The 12,355-nt window shown below is 69.9% G+C and carries 10 protein-coding genes and 1 pseudogene; 7 read left to right on the top strand and 4 right to left on the bottom strand.

Annotation, left to right across the window (positions count from 1 at the left end):
* A pseudogene (locus ACP95_RS11655) lies at window positions 1-185 on the bottom strand (metal-dependent hydrolase); the annotation flags it as partial.
* Window positions 186-232: 47 nt separating this feature from the next.
* A complete protein-coding gene (locus ACP95_RS11650) occupies window positions 233-499 on the bottom strand; it encodes a CDGSH iron-sulfur domain-containing protein (protein ID WP_049981374.1) in 267 nt (88 codons plus the stop codon).
* 105 nt (window positions 500-604) lie between these two features.
* Between ACP95_RS11650 and ACP95_RS11645 the strand changes: the two genes are divergently transcribed.
* Window positions 605-1,393, top strand: coding sequence for an SDR family NAD(P)-dependent oxidoreductase (locus ACP95_RS11645; RefSeq protein WP_049981373.1), 789 nt, complete (start codon window positions 605-607; stop codon window positions 1,391-1,393).
* 39 nt (window positions 1,394-1,432) lie between these two features.
* Window positions 1,433-3,058 (top strand): potassium channel family protein, encoded by a 1,626-nt coding sequence (locus tag ACP95_RS11640; RefSeq protein ID WP_049981372.1) that lies wholly within the window; start codon window positions 1,433-1,435, stop codon window positions 3,056-3,058.
* Here ACP95_RS11640 and ACP95_RS11635 read toward each other — a convergent pair whose 3' ends face one another.
* A complete protein-coding gene (locus ACP95_RS11635; RefSeq protein WP_049981371.1) occupies window positions 3,059-3,649 on the bottom strand; it encodes a DUF998 domain-containing protein in 591 nt (196 codons plus the stop codon). It lies immediately after the preceding gene.
* 238 nt (window positions 3,650-3,887) lie between these two features.
* Here ACP95_RS11635 and ACP95_RS11630 point away from each other — a divergent pair, with 238 nt between their 5' ends.
* Genes ACP95_RS11630 through ACP95_RS11610 form a run of 5 tightly spaced genes read left to right on the top strand, consistent with a single transcriptional unit; the run spans window position 3,888 to window position 10,634 of the window.
* Entirely contained in the window at window positions 3,888-5,765 is a 1,878-nt protein-coding gene (locus tag ACP95_RS11630) for an ABC transporter substrate-binding protein (RefSeq protein WP_082224671.1), read from the top strand.
* A gap of 21 nt (window positions 5,766-5,786) precedes the next feature.
* Window positions 5,787-6,770: an ABC transporter permease gene (locus ACP95_RS11625; RefSeq protein WP_049981369.1), complete on the top strand. Its 984-nt coding sequence runs from the start codon at window positions 5,787-5,789 to the stop codon at window positions 6,768-6,770.
* A 14-nt stretch (window positions 6,771-6,784) separates the two neighbouring features.
* Window positions 6,785-7,690 carry an ABC transporter permease gene (locus ACP95_RS11620; protein WP_394324979.1) on the top strand — a complete coding sequence of 302 codons (906 nt, stop codon included), beginning with the start codon at window positions 6,785-6,787 and terminating at the stop codon, window positions 7,688-7,690.
* Window positions 7,687-9,801 (top strand): dipeptide ABC transporter ATP-binding protein, encoded by a 2,115-nt coding sequence (locus tag ACP95_RS11615; protein ID WP_049981367.1) that lies wholly within the window; start codon window positions 7,687-7,689, stop codon window positions 9,799-9,801. Before ACP95_RS11620 ends, ACP95_RS11615 begins: the two co-directional genes overlap by 4 nt.
* A complete protein-coding gene (locus ACP95_RS11610) occupies window positions 9,798-10,634 on the top strand; it encodes an HpcH/HpaI aldolase/citrate lyase family protein (protein WP_049981366.1) in 837 nt (278 codons plus the stop codon). Before ACP95_RS11615 ends, ACP95_RS11610 begins: the two co-directional genes overlap by 4 nt.
* Before the next feature lie 27 nt (window positions 10,635-10,661).
* On the opposite strand, the gene ACP95_RS11605 is transcribed toward ACP95_RS11610, so the two are convergent.
* On the bottom strand, window positions 10,662-12,355 hold a 1,694-nt coding region (locus ACP95_RS11605; protein ID WP_049981365.1), incomplete at its 5' end, for an acetate--CoA ligase family protein.

The raw sequence follows: 12,355 nt of genomic DNA, 5'->3' as shown, positions 1-12,355 counted from the left end.
AGGTGAGCGTCGCGCCCGCGGTGGGGGATCCCCGGGATCCGGTTGTCCACGTCGGGCAGCATCGCCAGCCAGAGCATCGCGCCGCCGGTCACCAGCGCCGCGAGCGGTTCGCCGGCGGCGACGAACAGGTAGCCGATCGGGGCGAACACCAGCAGCGACACCCCGAGGTGGCCGGTGCGGTACATACGCAGCCCTGTCGACGGCATCGCCCTAAAGCGCTCGGGGCGAGCTGTCAGTCGGTTGGCTCGTCCTCGGCGGGGCCGTACTCGATCGTCTCGCCGTCGGCGAAGGTGACGCTCGCGATCTCGCGGCGCTGCCCGTCGACGTAGCAGTAGACGCCGTCGCCCTCGTCCGCGGTCCGGCGGTGGGAGCCGTCACAGAACGGGTGGTCGTCGCTGAGCCCGCAGCGACAGACCGCGATGTCGCCCTTCTCGGGGTCCACGTCGTCCTCGTCGAGGTACGTCGGCGACTGCTCGTCGCGGGTCACCTGGCGGGTCATACCCGTCAGTTGTCGTCGGCGCCGATAGGTCTTGGGCGCGTGCGGCCCCGTGACCGACCCCCAGCCGCGTCGGGAGTTAAGTGGCTCTCGCCCCTGCAGGCGGGCATGGGGACGGTCCAGTACGACTTCACGGACGAGACGGTGATCGTCACCGGCGGGAGCTCCGGCATCGGGCGGGCGATCGCGCTGGCGTTCGGCGACGCCGGCGCGACCGTGCTCAACGCCGACGTCGACCCCGAGCCGAAGGACCGCGACGCCGACGAACCGACCCACGAGCGCATCGAGGCCGAGGGCGGCACCGCCGCGTTCGTCGAGACCGACGTGTCCGACCCCGAAGAGATCGCGGTCGCCGTCGAGGCCGCCCGCGAGCACGGCGGCGTCGACGTGATGGTGAACAACGCGGGGCTGTACATCGGCGGCCCGATGCTGGAGACCACCGAGGCGGCGTTCGACCGCATCCACGCGGTCAACGCGAAGGGCGTGTTCTTCGGCACCCAGATCGCGGCCGAGGACATGATCGACCGCGGCGTCGCGGGCAGCATCGTCAACACCGCGTCGATCAGCTCCGCCGTCGCGCAGTTCGGCCAGGTGCAGTACGACTCCACGAAGGGCGCGATCCGAATGATCACCCGCGGCTCGGCGCTCGAGCTCGCCGAGCACGACGTCCGGGTCAACGCGGTGGCGCCCGGACAGATCGCGACGGAGTTCCTCGACGGGTGGACCGAGGAGGCCCAGGAGGGCGCCGCGGCGGACGAGTTCCTCAAGCCCGTGCCGCTGGGGCGGGCGGGGTTCCCGACCGACGTGGCGCCCGCGGCGCTGTTCCTCGCCAGCGACGCCGCCGGCTACGTCACGGGCGAGCTGCTGTACGTCGACGGCGGCTGGCAGATCGTCTAGGGCCGGCGGTTTTTAGCCCCCACCGCAACTACGCGGTGTATGGCGAATCCGGCGCGGCGTGCGGGGCTCTACCTCCTGGGGACGGCAGTGGTGATGCTCGTCTACGCCGTCCTCTACCAGCTGGGGATGGCGCGGCTCGAGGGGATCGACGTGCGCTTCATCGAGTCGCTCCACGTCGTCGCCGAGACGTTCACCACCGTCGGCTACGGCGAGCAGGCCGCGCAGTGGGAGTCGACCGCGATGCTCGCGCTGATGATCGCGATGCAGTTCACCGGCGTCGCGCTCATCTTCCTCACGCTGCCGGCGTTCGTGCTGCCGCTGTTCGCGGAGGCGCTGGCCTCCGGGCCGCCACGCGAGTACGACGGCGAGGACCACGTGGTGATCTGTGCGTTCTCGCCGACGGTCGACACGCTCGTCACCGAGCTCGGCGCCCGCGGCCAGCCGTACGTGGTGGTCGAGTCCGACCCCGACACCGTCGAGGAGCTGCAGGCCGACGGCGTCGAGGTCGTCCAGGGCGACCCCGAGGACGGCGACACGCTGTCGGCCGTCTCGGCCGACGACGCCGACGCCGTCGTCGCCGCCGCGGGCGACGAGACCAACGCCAGCGTGATCCTGGCCGCCCAGCACGTGGCGCCGGAGACGCGGGTGCTCAGCCTCGTCGAGGACGAGAGCCACGCCGACTACCACCGCTACGCGGGCGCCGACGAGCTGATCCAGCCCCGGAACGTGCTCGGCGAGTCGCTGGCGGGGAAAGCCTCCTCGGCGGTGTCGACCGACCTCGACGGCGCGGTCGAGATCGCCGCCGACCTCGAGATCAGCGAGCTGCTGATCCAGCCCGGATCGCCGCTCGACGGGAGCACGATCGGCGGCTGTGGGGTCCACGATCTCCAGGGCACCCACATCGTCGGCGCGTGGTTCCGCGGCGAGTTCGTCTCGCCGCCGGGCCCCAACCGCGTGATCGACGAGTACACCGTGTTGCTCGTCGTCGGGCCCGAGGACGGCGTCGAGGCGATGAAGCGGCGCAGCCTCGCCGAGGACAACCCGCCGCAGGGCCACATCACCGTCGCCGGCTACGGCGTCGTCGGCTCGGCGGTCGCGGAGGCGATCACCGCCGCGGGGCTGTCGGTCACCGTCGTCGACATCGAGGACCAGCCCGGGGTCGACGTGGTCGGCGACGTGACCGACCCGATGACCCTCGAGGACGCCGACTTGGCGTCCTCGGAGGCGATCGTGCTCGCGCTGTCGGACGACACCACCGCGCTGTTCGCCGCGCTCGTCGCCAAACAGGTCGCCCCCGAGACGGGGATCATCGCGCGGGCCAACGAGGACGACTCGACGCCGAAGCTGTACCGCGCCGGCGCGAAGTACGTGCTCTCGCTTCCGACCGTCAGCGGTCGGATGCTCGCCTCGAAGCTGCTCGACGAGGAGGTGATCACCCCCGAGACGCAGGTGGAGGTCGTCCGGCGGGAGGCGCCGGCGCTGGTCGGGCGGACCCTCGGCCAGGCCGACGTGCGCGCCCGGACCGGCTGTACCGTCATCGCCGTCGAGCGCGGCGGCCGGACGCTGACGAGCGTCGGCCCCGACCTCCGGGTGCGCGATGGCGACACGCTGGTCGTCGCCGGCGACGACGACGCGATCGACGCCTTCGCCGAACTCGCAACGTAGCTACCCGGGCTGGCCGGGGCGCTCGGGGCTGAGCGCGACGACCCAGACGCCGAACAGCACGGCGCCGACGAACTCCGGCACCGCGATCCCCTCGCCGAGCCAGCCCAGCCACGCGGGCCAGGCCAGCGGCGCCAGTACTCCCGAGAGCAACGAGAGCTTCCCGTGGGGGAGCCGGAACCGCGCGACGCCGTCGACGACGGCGGTCAGCGCGGCGAGCGCGAAGAAGGCGAGCGCGAACGGCACGTGGAGCGGTCGCCCGGCCGGCGCCAGCCCCACGCCGGCCATCGAGACCAGCGCGAACAGGTACGTCGCCGCGCGGAGGTGGCTCAAGCGGTCGGCCGCGGCGCTCCACAGCGCCCACGCGTAGGGGGCCCCTACGAGCCCGCCGACGACCAGCGAGCCGTTGAACAGCCACGCGGTCCGGGGGGCGACCCCGAGATCCGAGAGCGCGCTCGTCTGCCAGGCGAACGTCGGCGAGATCGCCGTCGCCGCCAGGATCCCCGTGACGGCGACGGCGACCGCTGCCGGCCCGCTGAGCCGGGCGAGGCGACGCCGGCGCGTGGCGGCGCCGACGGAGAACGGAGCGGACACGGGTGGGGGATCGGACGCGTGCAAGTTAGCCCTTCGGGGATCGCTGCAGCTTCGGTCGGCAGGTCGTGTGAGTCAACCAGTAGTACTATTCGTCAGACGTATTCACTACTGCACGAATATTCGTTATAGAAATCAAGAACCCTCATAATTATGTATGAGCAACGCAGAGAGAGGTACCGTGACAATGTCTGGCAAAAGAAAGAGTGACAAACAGTCGACGAAGTTGAGTAGGCGACGGATGCTCACGACGACGGCGGCCCTCGGGACGGTCGGGCTGGCCGGATGTGGCGGGAACGGCGGTGGCGGCGGGGGCGGCGGTGGCGGGGGCGGCACCAGCAGCCCGGTTCCCGAGGCGGAGACCGTCGAGACGCAGTTCTGGAACGACTGGCCGATAGACGGCAAGACGAACGACAACATCCCGGTCGAGTACACGGCGACGGAGGGGGCGTCGGTGGCGCCGATCACCATCAACTTCGCCAGCGACGAGGAGCCCTGGATGCGCGAGCACGCGCTGATGATCCAGCGCGCGTTCAACGACCTGGGCGTGCCGACCGAGCTCGACGACGTGCCGACGAACGTGATGTACGACGAGTACTGGGCCGCCGACACCGGCCACACGGTTCCGGTGTCGATGAACACCCACGGGCCCGACCCCCAGCGCGGGCTCGACCCGAACCCGTTCCTGATGCGGATGCACCCCGAAACGTCGGGGAACTACTACAACTACTGGAACGACGAGATCACCGAGCTGCTCGACGAGCAGGCCGCCGAGATCGAGGACCAGGAGCGCCGCGCGGAACTCTGTGGCGAGATCCAGGCGAAGGCGAGCGAGGACGCCTACATCAACGCGATCGCGTTCACCGAGGTGATCACCGCGGCCGACACCACCAACTTCGAGGGGTACGTGCCGACGCCCGGCAACGGGACGACGCGTGACTCCTTCGTCTGGACGCAGGTGAACCTCCAGCCCACCGGCGACTCCTCGACCTGGGTGAAGGGGATCACTGCGTCGATGGGCGGCCTCAACATCGCGTGGGCCGCCGGCGGCCCCGAGGCGAAGCGGCTGACGAACCTCTACGACGGACTGTACGACGCCTCGCCGGACCTGGAGATCGTGCCGGCGCTCGCGGTCAACGCCGACGTCGTCGACGACACGACCGTCGAGATGGACCTCCGTGAGGGGGTCACCTGGCACGACGGCGAGCAGTTCACCCCGGAGGACGTGAAGTTCAGCGTCGAACTGTTCAAAGAGCAGAACTCCCCGGAGATGGGGCCGTTCGTCGGCCCGATCGAGAGCGTCGAGATCGTGGAGCCGGGCGACGGCGGGCGGGTGCGGTTCAACCTCTCCGAGCCCGACGCCGCGTTCCTCACCCAGCGGGTCGTGCGGAGCGTCATCCTCCCGAAACACCGCTGGGAGGACGTCGACAACCCGGCCAACTACAGCCCCGACAACCCCGTCGGCACCGGGCCGTTCCAGTTCGTCAACTGGAGCCAGGGGTCGCAGTTCCGCGTCGAGAAGAACGAGAGCCACTGGATGTGGGACGAGGACACCCGCGAGGAGCTACTCGGGGACTACTTCGTCGCCGGCGACGGCATCGACGAGATCGTCTGGGCGAACGTCGGCAACACCGACGCGCTGATCGGCGCGCTCCAGTCCGGCGACATCGACGCCACCGGGACGACGCTGTCGAACGACCAGGCCGACCGCGCGGCCGAGACCGACGGCGTCGAGAAACAGACCGCGAGCAACTTCGCGCCGCTCGACGTGCACCTCAACCACACGGTGCCGCTCCTGCGTGACAAGGTGTTCCGACAGGCGCTCAGCCACGCGACCGACAAGGAGGGGTTCGTCGAGGGCGTCCTCGGCGGCCGCGGCGACGTGATCGAGGGGCAGAACCTGCTGTCGCCGATGCTGACGCCGTTCTACAACGGCGACATCCCCACCTACGAGTACGACGTCGAGGGTGCCCGGGCGATGCTCGAAGCGGCGGGCTACACGTTCGACGGCGACGACAACCTCGTCTGGCCCTCGGGCGACGCGTGGGACGCCTTCGCCGAACGAGTCGAGGACGGCCACGCCAACCGGGAGGATCTGGACCAGCCCGACTTCTCCTAACCCCGCTCCCGCTATCACTTTATGACCTTTCGTCGATTCCTCATCAAGCGGATCGTCATCGCCTTCCTCCTGACACTCGTGTCCGTCTCGATCATCTTCGTGACGCTCCGGGCGCTCCCCGGGACCCCGTTCAGCTCGCTCGTGGCCTCGGGCGGGCTCAGCGGCGAGCAGGTGGCCGAGTTGGAGGCACAGTACGGCCTCAACGAGCCGATCTACGTCCAGTACGTCAAGTACATCCAGAGCCTGCTCACGCTGAACTTCGGCTACTCCATCGCGGAGTCCCGCCCCGTCAGCGCGATCATCTACCCGCGGCTGCTGAACACGCTGGTGCTGCTGGTGCCGGCGCTGATCACGACCGCGATCGTCAGCTCCATCGCCGGCCTCTACGCCGGCTGGAACCGCGGCTCGGCGTTCGAGCAGGGGAGCATCGTCGTCACGACGTTCTTCCGCTCGACGCCGGTGTTCGTCACGGGGATCTTCCTGCTGGTGATCTTCGCCTACCAGCTGGGGATCTTCCCCGCCTTCGGGATGCGGAGCCCGCTCGACAACCCACAGGGGGCCATCGAGACGTACTTCGCGGTCGACTTCGCGAAACACTACTTCCTCCCGTTCGTCGCGACGGTGCTGTACTACAGCGGCGACTTCCTGCTGCTCGCACGGAACTCCGTCATCGAGCGCAAGGGGTCGGCGTTCCTGACGCTCCACCGCGCGAAGGGGCTGACGGAGCGCGAACAGCTCGCCCGCGCCGGCCGGAACTCGATGCTGCCGCTAGTGACCTACTTCGCGCTGCGGATGGGGATGCTGTTCCAGGGCGTCATCACCCTCGAAGTGGTGTTCGCGTGGCCGGGCATCGGCCGGACGCTCGTGCAGGCGATCAACCAACAGGACTACCCGACGGTCCAGGCGGCGGTGTTCATCATGGCGCTGGCGGTGATCGTGATGAACCTCCTGGCCGACGTGATGTACGCCAAGATCGACCCGACGGTCGAGGAGGGTGATCTCTGATGTCGACGCTCAACATGGACACTGACACCGCGAAGGACCGACTCGGCGACCTCTGGAAGCGGTCGCGACGGACGGCGCTGTTCGTGCTGGAGGACAACGCGGCGAAGCTCGGCGTCGCCATCCTGGCGGCGTTCACGTTCCTCGGGATCTTCGGCCCGGAGCTCGCGCCGTACGAACCGATCGAACACACGATGCGGACCGAGGACGGCGGCATCATGCGGATGTCCGAGCCGAACGACGCCGCGCCGCTGGGCACGACGACGTACGGGAAGGACGTGCTGAGCCAGTTCCTCGAGGGCGCCCGCCCGACGTTCATCGTCGGCTTCTTCGGCGGGATCGGCACCGGGATAATCGGCTTCCTGGTCGGCCTCGTCAGCGGCTACTTCGGCGGGCGCGTCGACGAGGCGCTGATGCGGCTCACCGACCTGACGTTCTCGCTGCCGTTCCTGCCGATGGCGCTGCTGGTGCTGACGTTCGTCACGCCCAGCATCGCGCTGATCACGGCCGTGATCGTCGCGTTCTTCTGGAAGATGCCCGCGCGGGTGATCCGCTCTGAGGTGCTGACGGTGAAGGAACGCACCTTCGTGAAGTCCGCGCGAGCGAGCGGCGCCGGCCACTTCCGGACGATGTTCCTCCACGTCGCGCCGAACGTGCTGGGGATCGGCTTCCTCTACACCGCGTACGCGGTGGCGTGGGCCATCGCCGGCCAGGCGTCGCTGGCGTTCCTCGGGTTCGGCGACCCGACGACGACCTCGTGGGGCCGGATGCTCCGCCAGGTGTTCGCCTCGGGCGGCATGCGCGAGGCGTGGTGGTGGGTGTTCCCGCCCGCGATCGGTATCGCCGCGGTGACCACGGCCGTCTTCCTGGTTGGACGGGCGTTCGAGGAGGTCGTCAACCCTGAACTACGAGGTGACGAATGAGCCTACTCGAAGTCGAAGACCTGAAGATCACGTACAGCACCTCGGAGGTCGACGTCCACGCGGTCAACGGCGTCTCCTTCGAGATCGACGACGGCAGCAACTACGGGCTGGTCGGCGAGTCCGGCTGTGGGAAGTCCACCGTCGCCCACTCCGTGCTCGGCCTGCTCGACGACAACGGCAACGTCGAGGCGGGCAGCATCAAGTTCGACGGCCGGGAGCTGCTCGACTGCTCGGAGCAGGAGTGGCAGGAGATCCGCTGGGAGGAGATCGCGTACATCCCCCAGAGCGCGATGGACTCGCTCGACCCAGTGATGAGCGTCGGCGCCCAGATCCGGCAGGCGATGCACAAACACCGGGACGTGACGAAGGCCGAGGCCAACGAGCGCGTCGAGGAGGTGTTCGACATCGTCGGCCTCGACCCGTCGCGGACCGAGGAGTACCCCCACCAGTTCTCCGGCGGGATGCGCCAGCGCGTCACGATCGCGATGGCGCTCGTGCTCGATCCGGACCTCATCATCGCCGACGAGCCGACGACGGGGCTGGACGTGATCGTCCAGGACAAGATCGTCCACAAGCTGCTGGAGATCCAGGAGGAGATCGACTCCTCGATGCTGCTGATCACCCACGACATGGGGGTGATCGCCGAGACCTGCGACGACGTGTCGGTGCTGTACGGCGGGAAGGTGATGGAGCAGGGTTCGACCGACGACGTGCTCAAGAACCCCACCAACCCGTACACGATGGGGCTGAAGAACTCCTTCCCGGACATCGAGGAGTTCGACAGTCAGGCCGTCTCGATCCCCGGCTCGCTCCCGGACCTCACGCGGGAGCCCACGAGCTGTGTGTTCAGCAACCGCTGCCCGTTCGCGACCGAGGAGTGCGAGCGCGAACACCCGGCGCTCCGGGAGGTCGAGAACCAGCAGTCCGCCTGCTACCACGTCGACCGCGTCGAGGAGCTCCGCGAGGAGGCGGTCGATCCGGAGACCTGGGGGCTCGACCCCGTCGACCAGGGAGGCCGCGAGGCCGGCGACGTGATCCTCGAGACCGAGGGGCTGACCAAGTGGTTCGAACAGGGCCAGTCGATCGTGGACCAGCTGATGGGTCGCGAGAAGGACTACGTGAAAGCCGTCAACGGCGTCGACCTCACCGTCCGGGAGAACGAGATCGTCGGCGTCGCCGGCGAGTCCGGCTGCGGGAAGTCGACGCTGGGCGAGGTGATCGCCGCGCTCCAGACACACACCGACGGCGAGATCCGGTTCCGCGGGACGCCCGTCGAGGAGCTGCTGTCGGGGGACAGCAAGGAGTTCCGCTCGAAGGTGCAGTTCATCTTCCAGGACCCGTTCGACTCGCTCAACCCGCGCCAGAAGGTGCGCGCGGCGGTGTCCGAGCCCCTGAAGATCCAGGGCGTCGAGGGCGACGAGATCACCGAACGCGTCCGGCAGACGCTGGCGGACGTGGGGCTCAGCCCCGTCGACAAGTACATCGACAGCTTCCCCCACCAGCTCTCCGGCGGGGAGCGACAGCGCGTCGCGATCGCGCGGGCGCTCGTGCTCGACCCGGAGCTGCTGATCTGTGACGAGCCGGCGTCGATGCTCGACGTGTCGCTGAAGGCGAGCATCCTCAACATCCTGCGGGAGATGGCGACCGAGCGGGACATGGGGATCGTCTACATCTCCCACGACCTGGCGAGCCTGAGCCAGATCACCGACCGACTCGCGGTGATGTACCTCGGCCAGGTGATCGAGGTCGGAAAGACCCGGGAGATCGTCACGGGGCCGAGACACCCCTACACGGCGTCGCTGCTCGCGGCGTCGCCGAACGTCGACCCCGCGGTCGACCGCACTCGCGTCCTGCTGCCCGGGGAGCCGCCGAACCCGGTGAACCTCCCCGAGGGCTGCAACTTCGCGCCGCGCTGTCCGAAGGCGACCGAGGAGTGCCGCGAGAGCGAGCCCGAGCGGGCGGCGTGGGTCGACGAGGGCCACGAGGCCGCCTGCTACTTCCCGGTCGACGACGTGCAGGCGGAGCTGCTCGACCGGTACGAGGGGGCGACCGACGCCGCCGGTACGACCGGCGAGGAGCTCCCCCAGGAGCAGGGGTCGAGCGCGCCATGAGCGCCCGGCGCTCCGCGCTGTTCACCCCGGCCGACGACGCCGACATGCTCCGGAAGGCCGTCGACACCGAGGCCGACGCGTTCGTGTTCGACCTCGAGGACGCCGTCCCGGCCGAAGGGAAGGACGCCGCGCGGGCGAACCTGCGGGAGGTCGTGCCGACCCTCGACACCGACCGCGAGGTCGCGGTCCGGGTCAACGCCGCCGACACCGACCAATTCGCCGCCGACGTCGACGCCGCGGTCGACTGCGGCGCCGACGCCGTCGCGCTGCCGATGGTCGAGTCCGGCGCCGACGTGCGGGCCGCCTGGTCGGCGCTGACCGACCGCACCGACGACCCGCCGCGGCTCCGGGTGACGATCGAGACGCCGACGGGGATGCACGCCGGCGCGGAGATCGCCGACGCCTGCCGGGAGACCGGCGCCGTCAGCCTCTCCTTCGGCTTCGCGGACTACTGCAAGGCCGTCGGTGCGCCCGGCACCCCGGACCGGATCCGGGAGCGCCTGGAGCTGCTGACCGTCGAGTACGCGTCGATGGCGGGCGTCGACCCCGTCGCGTCGGTGCACCTCGACATCGCGGACACCGACGGGCTGCGGGCGGTCGCGAAGCGGGCACGGGAGCTCGGGTTCGTGGGGATGACCGCGATCCACCCCGCGCAGGCTCCGGTGATCAACGACGTGTTCGCGCCCGACGAGGAGGAACTGGCGCAGGCACGCCGGCTGGTGGACGCGTTCGACGAGTCCGACCGCGACTCGCTGCAGGTCGAGGGCGTGTTCCTCGACACCGCGACGGTCGACCGCTACCGGCGACTGCTCGATCGCGCCGGCGGGGAGTAGTCCGCCGCAGAAAACCGTTTTTCGCCGTTACTTCGTTCGAACCAGCGCGTCGACGGCGACCGGTCCCTCGGCCGTGACCATCACGGGGTTGAGGTCGAGCTCTGCCACGTCGTCGACCGCGGCCGCGAGGTCGCCGACCCCGACGAGGAACTCGACGAACGGCTCCAGCGGGATCGGCTCGCCGCCGCGGCGGTCCGAGAGCAGCGTCGACAGCGCCGTCGACTCGACGGCCTCCCGGGCCTCCGCGGCCGAGAACGGCGGCACGAGCACCTCGCTGTCGTCCATCGCCTCGACGAGCACGCCGCCCGGGCCGACGGTGACCAGCGAGCCGAACACCTCGTCCGGCGAAATTCCCACGAGCGCCTCGACGCCGTCGGCGAGCATCGGCTGGACGAGCACGCCCTCGATCTCGTCGTCGGCGGCCTCGGCCCGGGCGGCCGCGTCGATCTCGTCGTACGCCGCGCGCACCGCCTCGGGCGTCTCCAGCCCGACCGCGACGCCACCGACGTCGGTCCGGTGGGGGATCGCGGGGGAGTCGACTTTCAGCACGACGGGGTAGCCGAGCTCGCCGGCGGCGTCGACGGCCTCGTCGCTGCTCGTGGCGAGCCGCGTGTCCACGAGCGGCACGTCGAACGCGGCGAGCAGGTCGGCCGACTCCCGCCACGTCAGCACGCGGTTCGCGGGGAGGTCGAGCGCCGGCGACGCGACCGACTCGGCGAGCTCCGTGCGGGCCGGGCGGCTCTCACGCTCGGCCATCGTCGCGCCGAAGTCGGCGAGCGAGGCGACCGCGTCCATACATTTCGCCGGGTCCTCGTACACTGGGACGTGCTCGCGGAGTTTCGCATACGGCGGCGTCTCGGTCGGGTCGTCGGGCTCCTTCCGGCCGGTCCAGAGCACGACCGCGGGCGCGTCCGCGTCGGCGACGATCGACTGGAGGTCGGCGGCGACCTGCTCGGCGCGGTTGTCGACGCCCGAGAGTCCGATCGCGAACACGTAGGCGTCGAAGCTCTCGTCGGCGAACAGCGTCTCGGCGATCTCGGGGAGCACCTCCGCGCCGTAGCCACGGATGTCCGCCGGGTTGTGGAACTCGCCGAACGTGAGTAGCTCATCCATCTCCAGTAGCGTCTCCTCGGTCTCGCCGTCGATGTCCGGCAGTTCGAGGTCGCGCTCGGCGGCCATGTCCGCCAGCAGGCTCGCGAGCCCACCACTCGTCGAGGCGACACAGACGCGGTCGCCGTCGGGGCTGTCGTAGGCCGCGTGGGCGCTCCCACGGGCGAGGAGGTCCGGGATGTCCGGCGCGCGCTCGACGCCGGTCTGTCGGAACGCGGCGTTCCAGGCGTCGTCGTCGCCGGTCAGCGAGCCGGTGTGGGAGAGCGTCGCCGCGTCGGCGACCTCCGAGGAGCCCACCTTCACGGAGATGACCGGCGTGCCCGCTCGGGTGGCCGCGTCCGCGACGCGCATGAACCGCTCGGGGTCGGCGATCCCCTCGACGTAGGTGCAGACCACGTCGACCTCGGGCTGGGCGGCGAGGTAGGCGACGTAGTCGCTGGTGGTCAGGTCGGCCTCGTTCCCCGTCGAGACGATGTGGCTGAAGTGCACGTCCTGGTCGGCCGCGCGTTCGAAGAACGTCGTGAACGCCAGCGCGCCGGACTGGCTCACCAGCGCGATAGAGCCCTCCTGCGGTTCGCGCGAGCAGGTCGAGGTGAGCGTCGCGCCCGCGG

This window comes from Halolamina rubra (assembly GCF_000739555.1).
Classification (GTDB): domain Archaea; phylum Halobacteriota; class Halobacteria; order Halobacteriales; family Haloferacaceae; genus Halolamina; species Halolamina rubra.
Note: the sequence above shows the minus strand (reverse complement) of the source record. Positions and strands in the feature narration are given on the sequence as shown.